This is a genomic window from Nocardioides sp. P4_G4 (assembly GCF_056401085.1).
Map to the genome: position 1 here is coordinate 22203 of NZ_JBFUKA010000002.1, position 17091 is coordinate 39293.

At 72.2% G+C, this 17091-nt stretch carries 19 protein-coding genes; 17 read left to right on the top strand and 2 right to left on the bottom strand.

From position 1 onward, the window contains the following. The first annotated feature begins 182 nt into the window (after nt 1-182). The 16 genes from AC1DQF_RS00625 (at nt 183) to AC1DQF_RS00700 (ending at nt 14980) form a co-directional block, all read left to right on the top strand. Entirely contained in the window at nt 183-1544 is a 1362-nt protein-coding gene (locus AC1DQF_RS00625) for a replication-associated recombination protein A (RefSeq protein ID WP_477523261.1), read from the top strand. A gap of 9 nt (nt 1545-1553) precedes the next feature. Then, a complete protein-coding gene (locus tag AC1DQF_RS00630) occupies nt 1554-2084 on the top strand; it encodes a hypothetical protein (RefSeq protein WP_477523262.1) in 531 nt (176 codons plus the stop codon). Continuing rightward, nucleotides 2084-2392, top strand: coding sequence for a DUF6167 family protein (locus AC1DQF_RS00635; RefSeq protein ID WP_477523263.1), 309 nt, complete (start codon nt 2084-2086; stop codon nt 2390-2392). The genes AC1DQF_RS00630 and AC1DQF_RS00635 overlap by 1 nt, the downstream gene beginning before the upstream one ends. Next, the gene (gene alaS / locus AC1DQF_RS00640) at nt 2392-5088 is read left to right on the top strand and encodes an alanine--tRNA ligase (protein WP_477523264.1); all 2697 of its coding nucleotides are present in this window, start codon (nt 2392-2394) and stop codon (nt 5086-5088) included. Before AC1DQF_RS00635 ends, alaS begins: the two co-directional genes overlap by 1 nt. 14 nt (nt 5089-5102) lie before the next feature. Further along, the gene (gene ruvX / locus AC1DQF_RS00645; protein ID WP_477523265.1) at nt 5103-5564 is read left to right on the top strand and encodes a Holliday junction resolvase RuvX; all 462 of its coding nucleotides are present in this window, start codon (nt 5103-5105) and stop codon (nt 5562-5564) included. After that, the gene (gene mltG, locus AC1DQF_RS00650) at nt 5557-6753 is read left to right on the top strand and encodes an endolytic transglycosylase MltG (protein WP_477523266.1); all 1197 of its coding nucleotides are present in this window, start codon (nt 5557-5559) and stop codon (nt 6751-6753) included. Before ruvX ends, mltG begins: the two co-directional genes overlap by 8 nt. Next, entirely contained in the window at nt 6753-7598 is an 846-nt protein-coding gene (locus AC1DQF_RS00655) for a shikimate dehydrogenase (RefSeq protein WP_477523267.1), read from the top strand. The genes mltG and AC1DQF_RS00655 overlap by 1 nt, the downstream gene beginning before the upstream one ends. Further along, nucleotides 7595-8341 carry a prepilin peptidase gene (locus tag AC1DQF_RS00660; protein WP_477523268.1) on the top strand — a complete coding sequence of 249 codons (747 nt, stop codon included), beginning with the start codon at nt 7595-7597 and terminating at the stop codon, nt 8339-8341. The genes AC1DQF_RS00655 and AC1DQF_RS00660 overlap by 4 nt, the downstream gene beginning before the upstream one ends. Nucleotides 8342-8397: 56 nt before the next feature. Next, nucleotides 8398-9576 (top strand): chorismate synthase, encoded by a 1179-nt coding sequence (gene aroC / locus AC1DQF_RS00665; RefSeq protein WP_477523269.1) that lies wholly within the window; start codon nt 8398-8400, stop codon nt 9574-9576. After that, nucleotides 9573-10082 (top strand): shikimate kinase, encoded by a 510-nt coding sequence (locus tag AC1DQF_RS00670; RefSeq protein ID WP_477523270.1) that lies wholly within the window; start codon nt 9573-9575, stop codon nt 10080-10082. The genes aroC and AC1DQF_RS00670 overlap by 4 nt, the downstream gene beginning before the upstream one ends. Then, nucleotides 10079-11185, top strand: a complete 1107-nt coding sequence (gene aroB / locus AC1DQF_RS00675) for a 3-dehydroquinate synthase (protein WP_477523271.1) — start codon at nt 10079-10081, stop codon at nt 11183-11185. Before AC1DQF_RS00670 ends, aroB begins: the two co-directional genes overlap by 4 nt. After that, nucleotides 11182-11625: a type II 3-dehydroquinate dehydratase gene (locus AC1DQF_RS00680; RefSeq protein ID WP_477523272.1), complete on the top strand. Its 444-nt coding sequence runs from the start codon at nt 11182-11184 to the stop codon at nt 11623-11625. Before aroB ends, AC1DQF_RS00680 begins: the two co-directional genes overlap by 4 nt. A 121-nt stretch (nt 11626-11746) precedes the next feature. Further along, nucleotides 11747-12310, top strand: coding sequence for an elongation factor P (efp, locus tag AC1DQF_RS00685; protein ID WP_477523273.1), 564 nt, complete (start codon nt 11747-11749; stop codon nt 12308-12310). Between the two features lie 3 nt (nt 12311-12313). Then, nucleotides 12314-12721: a transcription antitermination factor NusB gene (gene nusB / locus AC1DQF_RS00690; protein ID WP_477523274.1), complete on the top strand. Its 408-nt coding sequence runs from the start codon at nt 12314-12316 to the stop codon at nt 12719-12721. Between the two features lie 65 nt (nt 12722-12786). Continuing rightward, complete coding sequence (locus AC1DQF_RS00695) at nt 12787-13608, top strand: DUF1206 domain-containing protein (protein WP_477523275.1); 822 nt, start codon at nt 12787-12789, stop codon at nt 13606-13608. Between the two features lies 1 nt (nt 13609). Further along, nucleotides 13610-14980, top strand: coding sequence for a dihydrolipoyl dehydrogenase family protein (locus AC1DQF_RS00700; protein WP_477523276.1), 1371 nt, complete (start codon nt 13610-13612; stop codon nt 14978-14980). A 6-nt stretch (nt 14981-14986) separates the two neighbouring features. Here the strand turns inward: AC1DQF_RS00700 and AC1DQF_RS00705 are convergent, their stop codons facing one another. Next, nucleotides 14987-15682 carry a TetR/AcrR family transcriptional regulator gene (locus tag AC1DQF_RS00705; protein WP_477523277.1) on the bottom strand — a complete coding sequence of 232 codons (696 nt, stop codon included), beginning with the start codon at nt 15680-15682 and terminating at the stop codon, nt 14987-14989. A 106-nt stretch (nt 15683-15788) separates the two neighbouring features. Between AC1DQF_RS00705 and AC1DQF_RS00710 the strand changes: the two genes are divergently transcribed. After that, complete coding sequence (locus tag AC1DQF_RS00710; RefSeq protein ID WP_477523278.1) at nt 15789-16289, top strand: GNAT family N-acetyltransferase; 501 nt, start codon at nt 15789-15791, stop codon at nt 16287-16289. A gap of 100 nt (nt 16290-16389) precedes the next feature. On the opposite strand, the gene AC1DQF_RS00715 is transcribed toward AC1DQF_RS00710, so the two are convergent. Then, nucleotides 16390-17091: a class I SAM-dependent methyltransferase gene (locus tag AC1DQF_RS00715; RefSeq protein ID WP_477523279.1), complete on the bottom strand. Its 702-nt coding sequence runs from the start codon at nt 17089-17091 to the stop codon at nt 16390-16392.

Sequence of the window (17091 nt, forward strand, 5' to 3'; positions counted from 1 at the left end):
TCGTCCTCATCCATTAGGCGACCGGATGCACGCCATGACCCCTCGCGAGACCAAAAGGGTCCCCAATCGTGAGTCGATCGTTATGTGAGCGCGTCGCATCGAGCGGGGCTTTGGTGTAAAGCACTAGTCCGTCCGGGGGTGGCCCGACGGGCGCTGTCGCGACGCGGATTACTGTCACGGTCGTGGACGGACTCTTCGAGGTGCCCGGCTCCGGTCGTCTCCCCCCGGGCACGGGATCGCTGGCGGGTGCAGGACCCGACAACACGCTGCACGCATCGGCACCGCTGGCGGTGCGGATGCGTCCGCGCACCCTCGACGAGCTCGTCGGCCAGTCGCAGCTGCGGTCGCCGGGCTCGCCGCTGCGCCAGCTCATCGAGGGGGACAAGTCGATGTCCCTGCTCCTGTGGGGCCCGCCGGGGACGGGCAAGACCACGATCGCCTCCATCGTCAGCCAGCAGACGCAGCGGCGCTTCGTCGAGGTGTCGGCGGTCGCCGCCGGCGTCAAGGAGGTCCGCGCCGCCATCGACGGGGCACGCGCCGAGCTGGCCCGAGGCGGTCAGGAGACGGTGCTGTTCGTCGACGAGGTGCACCGCTTCAGCAAGGCCCAGCAGGACGCGCTGCTGCCCGGCGTGGAGAACCGGTGGGTCACCCTGGTCGCGGCGACCACGGAGAACCCGTTCTTCTCCGTCATCTCCCCGCTGCTCTCGCGCAGCCTGCTGCTGCGCCTGGAGTCGCTCACCGACGACGACGTCGCCGAGGTGGTCGAGCACGCCCTCGCCGACGAGCGCGGGCTGGACGGAGCCTTCACCCTGGACGACGACGCCAAGGCGCACCTGGTCCGGCTGGCCGGGGGAGACGCCCGTCGGGTGCTCACCTACCTGGAGGCCGCCGCCGGTGCCGCCGCCGAGACGCACATCGACCTGTCCACCGCCGAGACCGCGGTCGACCAGGCGGCCGTGCGCTACGACCGCCAGGGCGACCAGCACTACGACGTCATCAGCGCCTTCATCAAGTCGATCCGCGGCTCCGACGCCGATGCCGCCCTGCACTACCTGGCCCGGATGATGGAGGCCGGTGAGGATCCCCGCTTCATCGCCCGGCGGCTGGTCATCTCGGCCAGCGAGGACATCGGGCTGGCCGACCCGACGGCGCTGACCACGGCCGTGGCGGCCGCCCAGGCGGTGCAGCTCATCGGGATGCCCGAGGCGCGGCTCAACCTGGCCCAGGCCACCATCGCGCTGGCGGTCGCGCCCAAGTCCAACGCCGTGACCCTCGCCGTCGACGCGGCCAGTGCCGACGTACGGGCCGGCCGGATCGGGCAGGTGCCCCCGCACCTGCGCGACGCCCACTACGCCGGGGCCAAGAAGATCGGTCACGGGTCGACGTACGTCTATCCCCATGACGAGCCCTACGGTGTGGCCGAGCAGCAGTACGCCCCCGAGGCCGTCGAGGATGCGACCTACTACCGCCCGACGGCGTTGGGCGCGGAGGCGGCGGTCAAGGAGCGGTGGGAGCGAATCCGTCGCATCGTGCGCGGACGATAGGGTCGACGGGTGAGCTCCGAGCAGATGTGGCTGGCAGCAGGAGGCGCCCTGGCGCTGCTCCTGCTGCTGGTGGTGCTCCTGCTGACCGTCGCCGTACGTCGCTCCGGCCGGCGACAGGCCGTCCTCAGCGACCGGGTGAGGGCCCTCGAGGCGCAGCTGGCCTCGCCCGGGAGCAGCGGGACCACGCGCGAGCCCCACCTCGTGGAGCAGGCGTCGTACGTCATCACGGGGATCGGTGACGGCGAGGACGACGACACCGGCCGTGACCGGGCGGGCGACCCGGTGCCGGGCCACGTCGACCGGGCGGTCTTCGCCGACATCGTGGCCCGCGAGGGCGTCATCAAGGCGGCCGGGCTGGCCCACGGCCTGCGCCGTGCCCTGGCGGCGGAGACGCGCAACCGGATCCGCTTCGAGGTCAGGCGCGAGGTCAAGCGATCGCGCAAGCAGCGGCGCAGCGACCTCAGGACCGCCCTGCGCGACATGCAGGCCCGCGAGCGAGCACGGATGGCCGAGGCGCGCGACGAGGGGGACGCTGCCTGATGGCCAGGACGTTCTGGTTCGTCGCCGGAGCGGGAGCAGGTGCCTACGCCCTGACCCGCGCCCGAAGGGTGGCCGAGTCCCTCACCGCCGACGGGCTGCGGGACCGCCTCAGCGGCCTGGCCGTCGGCGCGCGGATGTTCCGTGACGAGGTCGCCGCCGGGCAGGTCGAGAAGGAGACCGAGCTGCGCGAGCGGCTGGGACTGGTCCCTCATGGCGTCCCCGAGCTGGCTCCGAGGGCCGGCAGCCCCCGCACCTCACCCACCGACAGCAGCACCGACAGCACCACCGACCCAGAGGAACCCTCCTGATGGACACGTCCGAGATCCGCCGCCGCTTCGTCTCGCACTTCGAGGCGGCCGGGCACACGGCCGTGCCCTCGGCGAGCCTGCTGGCCGACGACCCCAACCTGCTCTTCGTGCCGGCCGGGATGGTGCCCTTCAAGCCCTACTTCCTCGGCCAGGAGACCCCGCCGTACACCCGGGCCACCAGCGTCCAGAAGTGCGTGCGCACGCCCGACATCGAGGACGTCGGCAAGACCACCCGGCACGGCACGTTCTTCGAGATGTGCGGCAACTTCTCCTTCGGTGACTACTTCAAGGAAGGCGCCATCGAGCTGGCCTGGGAGCTGATCACCAGGCCCGTCACCGACGGCGGCTTCGGCCTCGACGAGTCCCGCCTCTACCCGTCGGTCCTGGTCGGCGACGACGAGGCCGTCGGCCTCTGGCGCAGGATCACCGGCCTACCCGACGAGCGCATCGTGCGGCTGGGCCGCAAGGAGAACTACTGGTCGATGGGCGTCCCCGGTCCCGGCGGCCCGTGCTCGGAGATCCTCTACGACCGTGGCCCCGACTGGGGTCCCGACTTCGACCCCACGACGCTGGGCCCGGACATGCCCACGACGCTCGAGGACCGGCTGCTGGAGTTCTGGAACCTCGTGTTCATGCAGGACGAACTCAGCGCGGTGCGGTCCAAGGAGGACTTCGACATCGCGGGCGCGCTGCCCAAGAAGAACATCGACACCGGGATGGGCCTGGACCGGGTCGCGTTCCTCCTCCAGGGCAAGCAGAACATGTACGAGATCGACGTGATGTTCCCGGTCATCGAGCGGGCCATGGAGCTGAGCGGCAAGCGGTACGGCGCGAACCACGAGGACGACGTCCGCTTCCGCGTGGTCGCCGACCACGTCCGCTCCTCGATGATGCTCATCGGCGACGGCGTGACGCCGGGCAACGAGGGCCGTGGCTACGTCCTGCGCCGCCTGCTGCGCCGTGCCGTGCGCTCGATGCGCCTCCTCGGGTACGACGACCCCGCGCTCCCAGAGCTCATGCCGGTCAGCCGCGACCGGATGGCCGAGACCTACACCGACCTGACACGGGACTGGGAGCGCATCGCGCGCGTGGCGTACGGCGAGGAGGAGACGTTCCGCAAGACCCTCCAGGCCGGCACCCAGATCTTCGACCTCGCGGCCGGCGAGGTGAAGAAGGCCGGCGGCACGACCCTGTCGGGTGAGCGGGCCTTCGCCCTGCACGACACCTTCGGATTCCCGATCGACCTGACCCTGGAGATGGCGGCCGAGCAGGGGCTGGTCGTCGACGAGCCGGGCTTCCGCGGCCTGATGACCGAGCAGCGCGAGCGGGCCAAGGCCGACGCCCGCGCCAAGAAGGGCGGGCACACCGACACCGGGCTCTACCGCGGGATCCTCGACGCCCACGGTCCCACCGAGTGGCTGGCCTACGAGACCCTGGAGACCGAGTCCCGCGCCCTGGCGCTGCTCAGCGGCGCCGCCAGCGTGCCCACGCTGGCCCAGGGCGAGGTGGGCGAGCTGGTCCTGGACCGCACGCCGTTCTACGCCGAGTCCGGCGGCCAGGTGGCCGACGCCGGCACGATCGACTTCGACGGCGGGCGGCTCGAGGTGCTCGACGTCCAACGACCCGTCCGGGGTCTCGTCGTCCACCGGGTCCGCGTCCTCGAGGGCGAGCTCGGCGCCGACGCGCTGCTGCACGCCCGGGTGGACCCCGAGTGGCGCACCGGTGCCCGCCAGGCGCACTCGGGCACCCACGTGGTGCACGCCGCGCTGCGCGAGGTGCTCGGTCCCACCGCGCTGCAGGCCGGCTCCTACAACCGGCCCGGCTACCTGCGCCTCGACTTCGGCTGGACGCAGGCGCTCAAGCCGGAGCAGGTCCGCGACATCGAGCTGGTGTCCCAGCAGGCGCTGCGGGCCGACCTGCCGGTGGGCTGGCAGTACATGACGCTGGAGCAGGCCAAGGAGTGGGGCGCGATCGCGCTCTTCGGCGAGACCTACGACAACACCAAGGTTCGCGTGGTCGAGATCGGCGGTCCCTGGTCGCGCGAGCTCTGCGGCGGCACCCACGTCGAGCACTCATCCCAGATCGGCACCGTCGTGGTGACCGGCGAGGCCAGCGTCGGCTCCGGCAACCGGCGCATCGAGGCGCTGACCGGGGTCGAGGGCTTCGGCTACCTGGCCCGCGAGCGCGACGTGGTCGCCCAGCTGACGGGTCTGCTCAAGACCCAGCCCGACGACCTCGTCGGCCGGGTCCAGGACCTCACCGAGCGACTGCGCGCCGCCGAGAAGGAGCTCGACCGGGCGCGCACGTCCCAGCTGCTCGCCGGTGGTGGCCAGCTCGCCGCCCAGGCGGTCGACGTGGACGGGGTCGCCGTGGTCGTGCACCGGGCCGAGGGCATCGGCGGCGGTGACGTCCGCACCCTGGCGCTCGACGTGCGCAGCAGGCTCGACCGGGCGGGCGCCGTCGTCGTCGCCGGGGTCGCCGACGGCAAGGTGGCGCTCGTGGCCGCCGTCAACGACGCCGGCCGCGAGCGCGGCGTCAGCGCCAACGAGCTGGTCCGCACCGTGGGCGGCCTCATCGGCGGTCGGGGCGGCGGCAAGGACGACGTCGCCCAGGGCGGCGGGTCCGACGCGAGCCGTCTCGACGAGGCCCTCGGCCTGGTCACGGGCGAGGTCGCCCGGATGACCGGCCAGGTTTGAGGGGGACGGCGGACGTGCGCAGCGGCGTGAGGGTCGGCATCGACCCCGGGGACGCCCGGATCGGGGTGGCGCGCAGCGACCCCTCCGGCTTCCTGGCCACGCCCGTGGAGACGGTCCGCCGTGGACGGGGCGACCTGTCCCGCTTGCGCAGGATCATCGCCGAGGAGGAGGCCGTCGAGGTCGTCGTGGGCCTGCCGCGGTCGCTCTCCGGTGGCGAGGGACCCGCGGCGGTCAAGGTCCGGGACTTCGCCGGACGGCTGGCGCGGCAGATTGATCCCGTGCCCGTGAGGCTGTGTGATGAGCGCTTGACCACGGTGTCCGCGGAGTCCATGCTCCGCGACCGGGGTCGCAAGGGAGCAGCACGGCGTGCCGTGGTGGACCAGGCGGCTGCCGTCCTGATCCTCCAGCACGCGTTGGACACCGAACGGGCCAGTGGCAACGCGCCCGGAGAGATCGTCGAGGTCAGTGATGAATGACGAGCAGCAGTACCCCGACGAGGTCGTCGAGGCCGACGACACCGGTCCGGAGGACACGGACGGCGAGACGCCCTACGAGGACACGCCCTACGAGGGCGGCCGGCGCCGCAAGAAGCGGGGCGTCTCCGGGTGCCTCGCGGTGATCGTCGCGCTCGCGGTGCTGGTCGGCGGCTTCTACGTCGGCGTCACCCGCGGCGTCGACTGGGTCTCCGACCAGTTCTCCTCCGCCGAGGACTACCCCGGGCCCGGCAAGGGCTCGGTGACCTTCGAGGTCAAGGAGGGTGACACCACCGCCGAGATGGGGCGCAACCTCAAGGCCAAGAACGTCGTCGCCTCGGTGCAGGCGTTCCTCGACGCGGCCGCCGCCGACCCGGACTCGTCCGGCATCCAGGTGGGCTTCTACGGGCTCAAGAAGGAGATGGCCGCCGACGACGCGCTCGAGGTCCTCCTCGACCCCGGCAACCAGGTGAAGAGCACCGTCACCGTGCCCGAGGGCATGCGCGTGGAGGACGTCGTCGCCCTGCTGGGCGAGCAGACAGACTTCGGGGCCGCGAAGTGGCGCAAGGCGCTCTCCCAGGACATCGGACTGCCGGAGTACGCCGGCGGCAACCCGGAGGGCTACCTGTTCCCCGCGACGTACGAGATCGGTCCGAAGGACAAGCCCCGCGACGTCCTGGCGGCGATGGTCACCCGGTGGCGCCAGGCCGCCGACGACGCCGGGCTCGAGGACGCCGCAGCCGAGCTGGGCAAGACCCCGGCCGAGCTGATGACCATCGCCTCGCTGGTGGAGGCCGAGGGCCGCGGCGACGACATGCCCAAGATCTCGCGGGTCATCTTCAACCGGCTCGACGGTCCCGGGGACAAGGGCGGCACCAACGGCCTGCTGCAGATCGACGCCAGCGTCAACTACGGCCTCGACCAGGAGCTCGGCGTGGCGCTGACCACCGACCAGCTCCAGCAGGACACGCCGTACAACACCTACACCCGTGCGGGCCTGCCGCCGACGCCGATCGAGGCGCCGGGCGACGACGCCATCGCGGCGGCGGCCAACCCGGAGCCGGGGGACTGGTACTACTACGTGACGGTCAACCTGGCGACCGGCGAGACCAAGTTCGCCGAGACCTACGACGAGTTCCTCACCTACAAGGACGAGTACACGGAGTACTGCACCACCTCCGACGCCTGCTGATGGGGAGTCCTGGGGGAGGGGCGCGGCGTTGCGGCGTGCTGGGCGACCCGATCGACCACTCGCTGTCGCCGACGCTGCACCGAGCGGGCTACGCGGAGCTCGGCCTGGACTGGGGGTACGACGCCCACCGGGTCGGCTCCGGCGGGCTCGGCGACTTCCTGGACGGGCTGGGACCGGAGTGGCGCGGGCTGTCGCTCACCATGCCGCTCAAGCGTGAGGCCGTCGCGCTGGTGGACGACCTGACCGAGCGGGCCCGTCTCGCCGGTGCCGCCAACACGATCGTGGTCGAGGACGGTCGTCTCCTCGGCGACAACACCGACGTCCCCGGCGCCATCGCCGCCATCCGCGAGCGCACCGGGGCCCACCTCGCCTCCGCCGCGATCCTCGGCGGCGGGGCCACGGCGACCTCCGTCGGTCTGGCCCTGGCCGACCTCGGCGTCCGCTCGCTGGCCCTGCTCGTGCGCGACCCCGCGCGGGCCGCCGAGACGCAGGAGGCGCTCTCCGGGCATCCCGGACGGCCCGAGGTGGTGGTCGGCCTGCTCGACGACCCGAGTCCCCTCGACGTCGACCTGGTGGCCTCCACCATCCCGGCCGACGCCCAGGACCACCGCCTGGTGTCGCGCTGCCGCGGTGCGGACGTGATCTTCGACGTGCTCTACCACCCGTGGCCGACGCCGCTGGCCGCCTCCGTCGGTGATCGGGTGCTGGTGAGCGGGCTGGACCTGCTGATCCACCAGGCGGCCGTCCAGTTCGAGCTCTTCACCGGCCGGGGCGCGCCCGTGGCCGCGATGCGAGCGGCGGGCGAGCGGGCGCTCGCCGAGCGGTCCGGCCGGGCGGCCAGGTGAACGACGCGCTCCTGGCCGCGATCGTCGCCGCCGTGCTGTGCGGTGGGCTCGGGCTGCTCGTGCCCCGCCTGGTCGCCGCGGTGCCCGAGCCGGCGCCACCCGAGCCTGAGGTGCCCGAGCCGGAGGCTGGGGTGCCCGAGTCGGAGGACGCCAAGCCGCTGTACGCCGACCTCGCCGCCCGGCCGCACCTGGCGGTGCTGGCGGCGGTGGTGTCGCTGGTGTCCGGAGCGCTGGTCGGTGCCGCGACGGGGTGGGACTGGGCCCTGGTCTGGCTGGTGCCGGTCGTGCCCGTCGCCGTGGCCCTGTCGTACATCGACTGGCACACCAGGCTCCTGCCCCGCGTCCTCGTCCTGCCGGCCACCCTGGCCGCGGCCGTCGCCGTCCTGGTCGTCGGGCTGGCCACGGGGGAGCGCGACGCGATGGTGCGCGCGCTGGTGGCGATGGTCGCCGTCCGCTCGTTCTTCTGGGTGCTGTGGTTCGTCCGTTCGGCGGGCATGGGTTTCGGCGACGTGCGTCTGGCGGCCCTGGTCGGGCTCGTGCTCGGCTGGGTCGGGTGGGGGACCGTCGCGATCGGCGTGTGGGTCGGCTTCGTGGCCTTCGCGGTCCCGGGCCTGATGCTGGCCGTCGTACGCCGCGATCGGGCGCTGCTGCGCCAGGCCTTCCCGTTCGGGCCGTTCATGGCCGGGGGCGCGCTCGTCGGGCTGGTCTGGGGACCGGCGCTGGCCGGCGTCCTCTGGGGCTGATCTCGCCGCCCGAGGAGGGGCGTCGGCGCCGAACCACCGCGTGAAAGACTGCCGGCATGCTGCGTTGGCTCACCGCGGGCGAGTCCCACGGCCCCTCCCTGGTCGCCATCCTCGAGGGGATGCCCGCCCACGTCCGTGTCACCACCGACGACATCGCCGACGCCCTGGCGCGTCGTCGCCTCGGCTACGGACGCGGCGCACGGATGAAGTTCGAGGCTGACGAGGTCACCCTCGTCGGAGGAGTCCGGCACGGCGAGACGCAGGGGGGCCCGATCGCCCTCCAGGTCGCCAACACCGAGTGGCCCAAGTGGGACAAGGTGATGTCGGCCGACCCGGTGGACCCGGTGGAGCTCGACGCCATGGCCCGCAACGCGGCCCTCACCCGCCCCCGTCCCGGCCACGCCGACCTGGTCGGCATGCAGAAGTACGACTTCGACGAGGCCCGCCCCATCCTCGAGCGCGCCTCCGCCCGCGAGACCGCCGCGCGCGTGGCGCTGGGCCGCGTGGCCACCCACTTCCTGTTCCAGTCCGTCGGCGCCGAGGTCGTGAGCCATGTCGTCGAGCTCGGCGGCGTCGCCGCCCCGGTGGGATCGGTGCCCGACGCCGACGACGTGGGCCGGCTCGATGCCGACCCGGTGCGCTGCCTCGACCCCGGGGCCAGCGCCGCGATGGTCGCCCGCATCGACCAGGCGCACAAGGACGGGGACACCCTCGGTGGTGTCGTCGAGGTCGTCGTGCACGGCCTGCCGCCGGGCCTCGGTTCGCACGTCCACTGGGACCGCCGGATCGACGCCCGCCTGGCCGGAGCCCTCATGGGCATCCAGGCCATCAAGGGGGTCGAGGTCGGCGACGGCTTCGACCTGGCCGCCACCCCGGGCTCGCAGGCCCACGACGAGATCATCTCCACCCCCGAGGGGCTGCGGCGCACGTCGGGCCGTTCGGGCGGCACCGAGGGTGGGATGACCACCGGCGAGGTGCTGCGCGTGCGGGCCGCGATGAAGCCGATCGCCACCGTGCCCCGCGCCCTGCGCACCGTCGACGTCGCCACCGGCGAGGAGGCCGTGGCCCACCACCAGCGCTCCGACGTCTGCGCCGTGCCGGCCGCCGGCATCGTCGCCGAGGCCATGGTCGCCCTGGTGCTCGCGGACGCCGTGCTGGAGAAGTTCGGCGGCGACTCCGTGCGCGAGACCCGTCGCAACGCCGAGAGCTACCTGGACACGCTGAGGTTCCGATGAGCGAGCCCGGCCCCAAGGTCGTGCTCGTCGGCCCGATGGGCGCGGGCAAGTCCACCGTCGCTGCGCTGCTGGCCGACGCGTGGGGGCTCCCGGTCCGCGACACCGACACCGACATCGAGGCGTCCCAGGGCCGCACCATCGCCGACATCTTCGTGGAGTCCGGTGAGGAGCACTTCCGGGCCCTGGAGGCCGCCGCGGTCGCGCAGGCGCTCGCGGAGCACGAGGGCGTCCTCGCGCTGGGTGGCGGGGCCGTGCTGGACCCGGCGACCCGCGCCGCGCTCGACGGCCACCGGGTCGTGTTCCTGCGTGTCGGTCTCGCGGAGGCGGTCAAGCGCGTCGGCCTCGGGGTCGGTCGCCCGCTGCTGCTCGGCAACGTCCGCTCGCGCATCAAGGCGCTGCTCGACGAGCGCACCCCCGTCTACGAGTCGGTGGCCACCGTGGTCGTCGACACCGACGACCGCACCCCCCACGAGGTCGCGGCCGAGATCACGGAGGCCCTGTCATGACCACGAGCGGCGACACGGTCCTGCACGTCGGCGGCGCGTCGCCGTACGACGTGGTCGTGGGCCACGGCCTCGCCGACCGGCTGCCCCGCATGCTCGGCGAGTCCGTCCAGAGGGTCGCAGTCCTGTACGCCGGCCAGCTCGGCGAGCTCGTGCAGCCCGTCGTCGACGCGCTCGTCGACCACTACGACGTGCTGGCCCTGGGCCTGCCCGAGGGCGAGGCGGCCAAGACCGCCCCGGTGGCCTCCGACTGCTGGGAGGCACTGGGGGAGGGGGGCTTCACCCGCTCGGACGCCGTGGTGACCTTCGGCGGCGGTGCGACCACCGACCTGGGCGGCTTCGTGGCGGCGACCTGGCTGCGCGGCGTGCGCGTGGTGCACGTGCCGACCACCGTGCTCGGGATGGTGGACGCGGCCGTCGGGGGCAAGACCGGCATCAACACCGGCGCCGGCAAGAACCTGGTCGGGTCCTTCCACGAGCCGGCCGGCGTGCTGTGCGACCTCCAGCTCCTGACGTCGCTGCCCCGCGAGGAACTCGTCTCCGGCCTCGGGGAGGTCGTCAAGTGCGGCTTCATCGCCGACCCCGCCATCCTGGACCTCGTGGAGGCCACCGACCCCGACGACCTGTCCGCCGACTCGGCGGTGCTGCGCGAGCTGGTGGAGCGGGCCATCCGGGTCAAGATCGACGTGGTCGTCGACGACCTGCGCGAGACCGGGGGCGACGAGGCCCACCCGGGTCGCGAGGTCCTCAACTACGGCCACACGCTTGCGCACGCGATCGAGCGGGCCAGCGGGTACGCCGTCCGCCACGGTGAGGCCGTCGCCATCGGGTGCGTCTACGTCGCCGAGCTGTCCGCCCGGGCAGGCTCCCTCGACGCGGCACTGGTCGAGCGGCACCGGACCGTCCTGGGCCGGGTCGGGCTGCCGACGGGCTACGCCGGCGCGTCCTTCGAGGAGCTGCACGCGGCGATGAAGGTCGACAAGAAGTCCCGCGGCGACCAGCTGCGCTTCGTCGTCCTCGACGACCTCGCGGTGCCGCGCGTCCTCGCCGGCCCGTCCGAGGAGCACCTCCGGGCGGCGTACACCGCCATCGGCGGCGACCGGTGACCTCGGCGCGCAGCGTGCTGGTGCTCAACGGCCCGAACCTCGGGCGCCTCGGCCGCCGCCAGCCCGAGATCTACGGCCACACCACCCATGCCGAGCTCGCCGAGCAGTGCGTGGCCTGGGGCCGCGCGCTGGGTCTCGACGTCGACGTGCGCCAGACCAACCACGAGGGCGAGCTGCTCGACTGGCTCAACGCCGCCGCCGACGAGGGGCAGGCGGTGGTCCTCAACGCCGGGGCGTGGACGCACTACTCGCTCGCGCTCTGGGACGCCTGCGCCCAGCTGACCGCGCCCCTGGTCGAGGTGCACATCTCGGACCCGAAGCAGCGGCCCGAGGAGTTCCGGCACCACTCGGTCGTGGAGCCGCACGCCGTGCTGACCGTGGCCGGCCAGGGCATCGACGGCTACCGGCTGGCGCTCGAGGCGATCGCCCGCCCCGCCTGACCGGCTGCCGGGCACCCGAGCCGGTTCGTGGATTCGCGGGTGCCTCGATAGACTTCGCGGTCGGCGCCGACGTGCGCCGTACTCCTTGACAACCGATGGCGAAGGCAGGCCGGACCTTACAATGGCAACCACCAACGACCTCAAGAACGGCATGGTCCTCAACATCGAGGGCCAGCTCTGGACCGTCATCGAGTTCCAGCACGTGAAGCCCGGCAAGGGCCCGGCCTTCGTGCGGACCAAGCTCAAGAACGTCGAGTCCAACAAGACGGTCGACAAGACGTTCAACGCCGGCACCAAGGTCGAGACGGCCAACGTCGACAAGCGGACGATGCAGTACCTCTACAACGACGGCAGCTCGTACGTCTTCATGGACACCTCGACGTACGACCAGATCGAGATCGCGCCCGAGATCGTCGGCGGCGCCAAGAACTTCATGCTCGAGAACCAGGACGCCATCGTGGCGACCAACGAGGGCCGCGTGCTCTTCGTCGAGCTCCCCGCCTCGGTGGAGCTGCTGATCAGCCACACCGACCCGGGCCTCCAGGGCGACCGGTCCACCGGTGGCACCAAGCCCGCCACGCTCGAGACCGGCCACGAGATCCAGGTCCCGCTCTTCATCACCAGCGGCGAGAAGGTCAAGGTCGACACCCGCGACTCGTCCTACCTCGGCCGCGTCAAGGGCTGAGGCATGTCGGCTCGCGGCAAGGCCCGCAAGCGTGCACTGGACGTCCTGTACGCCGCCGAGATGCGCGGCGAGAAGCCGGTCGAGGCCCTCGATCGCACCATCGAGGCGGGTGACGGCCCGACCAACGACTACACCTCCGTCCTGGTCCACGGCGTCGCCGAGCACCAGGCACGCATCGACGAGCTCCTCACCACCTATGCCCAGGGGTGGACGCTGACCCGGATGCCGGCGGTCGATCGCAACGTGCTGCGGCTCGGTGTCTACGAGCTCCTCTACGTCGAGGACGTGCCCGACGGCGTCGCGGTCTCGGAGGCGATGAACCTCGTCCGCGAGCTGTCGACCGACGACTCCCCGAGCTTCGTCAACGGCCTGCTCGGCAGCATCGTGCGGGACAAGGCCGACCTCGTCTGAAACCGGCCGCGCGGCGCCTCACTCGGGTGAGGCGTCGTCCCGGTGCGGGCCCTAGTGTGTCCCGCATGGGAGAGGTCACCGACAAGGCAGAGCGCGCAGGCCAGCAGGCACACCACAGCGAGTGGCTGGACCACGCGATCCGGGCCGGGCTGGTGGCCTACGGCATCGTCCACCTGATGGTCGCCTGGCTCGCCGCGCAGCTGGCGCTGGGTGACAAGTCGGAGAACGCCTCCAACTCGGGTGCCCTGCACGCCCTGGCCGAGCAACCGATGGGCGGCGTCCTCATCTGGATGATCGCCGTCGGCATGCTGCTCCTCGTCGTGTGGCGCCTGCTCGAGTTCGCGATGGGCTACCAGGACGAGACCGACGACGCCAAGCGGTGGCGCAAGCGGGCCACCTCGCTCGGCAAGGCGATCCTGTACGGCGTGCTGGCCTGGAGCGCGATCAGGGTCGCGATGGGCGAGGGGTCGAACGGCGGCACGGACTCCACCACCGCCAAGCTGATGGACCTCCCCGGCGGGCAGCTCATCGTGGGCGCGATCGGCCTCGCGATCATCGCCTACGGCGGCTTCCTCGTGTACCGCGGCTGGACCGAGAAGTTCACCGAGCACCTCGACGCCCAGGGGCAGTCCGGCAAGGACGGCTCGGCGTACGTCCTGTTCGGCAAGGTGGGCTACATCGCCAAGGGCGTCTCCATCGCGATCGTGGGTGGACTCTTCGGCTACGCCGCGATCACGCACGAGGCGAAGAAGTCCGGCGGCCTCGACCAGGCGCTGCAGACCGTCCTGGAGCAGCCGTTCGGACAGGTGCTGCTGATCGCGATCGCGATCGGCATCGCCTGCTACGGCCTGTTCTGCTTCGCCCGGGCCAAGCACCTCTCGCGCTGACGTGGGCACCGTCAGCAGCCGCATCGCGTGTGACGTCGTCGTCCTCGGGCTCGGGCCAGGAGGGCAGGAGCTGGCCACCGAGCTGGCCGAGGCCGGGCTCGACACGGTCGGGGTGGAGATGCACCTCGTCGGCGGCGAGTGCCCGTTCTACGGGTGCACGCCCACCAAGATCATGATCCGGGCCGCGGACCACGTGGCCATGGTCCGCCGGGCCGACCGGCTCGCCGGCCCGGCCTCCGTCTCGCCCGAGTGGTCGCTCCCCGCGGGCCGCATCACCGACGAGGCCACCAAGGACTGGACCGACGACGCCAACGCCAAGGCCGTCCAGGAGGCCGGTGTGCGGCTGGTGCGAGGCCACGGCCGGCTGGTCGCCCCGGGCGTGGTCGAGGTCGAGGGGGTGCAGTTCGAGGCGTCGCGCGGGGTGGTGCTCAACACCGGCACCGAGCCGCTCGTCCTGCCGATCGACGGCCTGGCGGACACGCCGTACTGGACGAACCGCGACGTCGTGCAGCTCACCGAGCTGCCCCGCAGCCTGGCCGTCCTCGGGGGTGGCCCGATCGGCTGCGAGATGGCGCAGGCCCTGTCCCGCTTCGGAGTCGAGGTCACCGTCATCGAGGCCTCCGACCGCCTGATCGCGGCCGAGGAGCCCGAGTCGAGCGCCCTGCTCACCCGGATCTTCGAGGCCGAGGGGATCACCGTGCACACCGGTGTCGAGGTCGAGCGGGTCGAGCACGACGGCTCCTTCGTGCTCACCGCCGGTGACCTGACGGTCCGGGCCGAGCAGCTGCTCGTCGCTGCCGGGCGCAGCAACAACGTCCGCGACGTCGGGCTGGAGGCCGTCGGGCTGGACCCCTCGTCCGACACCGTGGAGACCGACGAGCGGATGCGCGCCGGCGATCGGCTGTGGGCCATCGGCGACATCACCGGGCACGGCCGTTACACCCATGTCTCCAGCTACCAGGCCGAGGTGGCCAAGGCCGACATCCTCGGTGCGGACGGACCGGTGGCCGACTACCGGGCGGTCAGCCGGGTGACCTTCACCGACCCCGAGATCGGCTCGGTCGGGCTGTCGGAGGAGCAGGCTCGCGAGCAGGGGCTGGACGTCCGGACCGGGTTCGCCGACCTCAGCGGGTCGGCCCGCGGGTGGCTGGACGGGGTGGGCAACGAGGGGCACGTCAAGCTCGTCGCCGACGCAGGCTCGGGGGTGCTGGTGGGCGCGACGGCGATGGGCCGCACCGGGGGAGACCTGGTGGCGATGCTGGCGCTGGCCATCCACGCCGAGGTGCCGCCCGCCGTCGTACGCCGCATGCACTTCGCCTTCCCGACCTACCACGGGTCGGTCATGACGGCCCTGGACGACCTGGGGCTCTGAGGCCGCTCAGTCGCGACGGGTCGAGGCCGAGAGGGCGGTGGCGACGAGGAAGTCGCGCACCTGCTCGGGCGACACCGAGCCGACCGTCGGGATGCCCGGCGCCGACTCGCCGACCAGGATGCCGACGCGGGCGAGCTGGAGCCCGCCCAGCGCGCTGGCGTAGAGCTGGTTGGCCAGCAGGTTGGTGTCGGCGACCTCGAAGTCGCCGGACGCGACGCCGTCGTCCATGACGCCCGACAGGACGGAGAGGCAGGCGGAGATGCTGCGGCCAAGGCGGAAGAGCGCGCTCTCGCTGATCTCGTCGAGGAGCTCGGGCCCGGTACGCCGCATCAGCGTCTGCGCGCAGTCGACGAAGGCCGGGTAGGTCATCCCGTAGTCGACGAAGGCGGTGACGATGGCGGTGAGGCGTGCGGCGGGGTCGCCCTGCCGTCCGGACCCCTCGGCCAGGGCGTCGCGCAGCTCGTCGAGGTAACCGGTGAGGGTGAGCGCGAACAGCTCCTCCTTGCCCGTGAAGTGCCGGTAGACGATGGCCCGGTTGATGCCCACCGCCTGGGCGATGTCCTCGATCTGGGCGTCCCGCACGCCGCGCTCGTCGAAGAGGGCTCGGGTCGCGTCCAGGATCTCGCGCTCACGCTGCCGGCGTCGGGCCGCGGCGGCCGACCGCCGGCCGTCGACGCGGGGTGCCTGCTCGCTGGACGCCATGTCCAAAGTGTAGGACGTGTGCAACCCGGAGTTGCACGGCTGTGACGCTCGGAGCACGTGCGTCAATCCGGTGGCGCGTCCGGCGACCGTCCAGCACCCTTGCCGCATGGTCGACACCTCCGTACTCACCCCCGATGACTGGGCGACGTGGCGGCACCTGCGGTTGGCAGCCCTGAGCGAAGCGCCCCACGCGTTCGGGGCCCGACTCGCAGACTGGTCGGGGGCCGGCGATGCCGAGGAGCGCTGGCGTGACCGCCTGGGCATCCCCGGGTCCCACAACGTGGTCGCTGTGCTCGACGACCGCGGTGCCGGCATGGCCAGCGGCGTACCGACGTCCCACGGCGAGATCGTGGAGCTCATCTCGCTGTGGGTGGCCCCGGAGGCACGCGGACACGGGGTCGGAGACGTGCTCGTCCGTGAGATCGTCCACTGGGCCCGGTCCGTCGGTGCTCGAGTGCTGCGGCTCAGCGTGGCCGAGAACAACGGGCAGGCCGCGGCGCTCTACGAACGCCACGGCTTCCGGTACACCGGTGAGCTGGGCGACGTGATGGCGGACGGGGTACATCGTGAGCGGGTCATGGAGACGGCCGTGGCGTCGAGCCCGTAGCGCCGCCATGACGACGGAGTCCAGGACGGGGCGGCGCTCGGTCCCCTCGTGGAGGCGTGGCTGACGGGCCAGCCGGTTCCGGGTCGTCAGACCTGCCGCATCAGTGTGCCTCGAGGACGAAGAAGAGGAAGCAGATGAAGGCGGTGCGGTCGCCGAGGCCGGGCGGCAGGAGCTCGCGTGGGGTGTCGGGCGAGAAGGGCGGCTCACTGATCTTCGCGATGCGGAAGCCGGCCTCGGTGAACGCGTCGGTCATGGCGTGCAAGGGCCGGTGCCAGAACGTCAGCTCCCAGGTCTGACCGTCGCTGAAGGTGTACTCGTCGGAGTACTGGGTGACGGCGAAGTAGTCGGCACCGGGATCGCTCGACTCGAGGATGCGGGGGTGGTTGACCGACAGGAGGAGGCGCCCACCGGGCTTCAGGACGCGCCGCAGCTCGGACAGCGGTGCCGTCCAGTCCTCCAGGTAGTGCAGCACGAGCGCGGCGACGACATCGTCGAAGGCACCGTCGGCGAACGGCAGGGGCAGGCTGATGTCGGCCACCTGCAGGTCGACGTCCTCGCCCAGCCGCTCCCGCGCCAGCTCGAGCATCGCCGGGCTGGAGTCGAAGCCGGTGACGAGGGCACCCCGGGCGCGAAGGGCCTCGGTCAGGGTTCCGGAACCGCACCCGGCGTCGAGCACCCGACGACCCTGGACGTCCCCGGCCAGCTCGATCATCGCCGGTCGTGCGTAGTGCGCGTTGAAGAGTCCCGAGTCGTTCTCCCTCGCGTAGTTCCTGGCGAAGCTGTCGTAGTGGTCGGCCCTCAT

Coding starts and splice junctions, on each gene's coding strand:
- aroB (WP_477523271.1), top strand. CDS start 10,079: ATGACCACGAGCGGCGACACGGTCCTGCACGTCGGCGGCGCGTCGCCG.
- alaS (WP_477523264.1), top strand. CDS start 2,392: ATGGACACGTCCGAGATCCGCCGCCGCTTCGTCTCGCACTTCGAGGCG.
- AC1DQF_RS00715 (WP_477523279.1), bottom strand. CDS start 17,091: ATGAGGGCCGACCACTACGACAGCTTCGCCAGGAACTACGCGAGGGAG.
- aroC (WP_477523269.1), top strand. CDS start 8,398: ATGCTGCGTTGGCTCACCGCGGGCGAGTCCCACGGCCCCTCCCTGGTC.
- efp (WP_477523273.1), top strand. CDS start 11,747: ATGGCAACCACCAACGACCTCAAGAACGGCATGGTCCTCAACATCGAG.
- AC1DQF_RS00710 (WP_477523278.1), top strand. CDS start 15,789: ATGGTCGACACCTCCGTACTCACCCCCGATGACTGGGCGACGTGGCGG.
- nusB (WP_477523274.1), top strand. CDS start 12,314: ATGTCGGCTCGCGGCAAGGCCCGCAAGCGTGCACTGGACGTCCTGTAC.
- AC1DQF_RS00705 (WP_477523277.1), bottom strand. CDS start 15,682: ATGGCGTCCAGCGAGCAGGCACCCCGCGTCGACGGCCGGCGGTCGGCC.
- mltG (WP_477523266.1), top strand. CDS start 5,557: ATGAATGACGAGCAGCAGTACCCCGACGAGGTCGTCGAGGCCGACGAC.
- AC1DQF_RS00695 (WP_477523275.1), top strand. CDS start 12,787: ATGGGAGAGGTCACCGACAAGGCAGAGCGCGCAGGCCAGCAGGCACAC.
- AC1DQF_RS00655 (WP_477523267.1), top strand. CDS start 6,753: ATGGGGAGTCCTGGGGGAGGGGCGCGGCGTTGCGGCGTGCTGGGCGAC.
- AC1DQF_RS00635 (WP_477523263.1), top strand. CDS start 2,084: ATGGCCAGGACGTTCTGGTTCGTCGCCGGAGCGGGAGCAGGTGCCTAC.
- AC1DQF_RS00670 (WP_477523270.1), top strand. CDS start 9,573: ATGAGCGAGCCCGGCCCCAAGGTCGTGCTCGTCGGCCCGATGGGCGCG.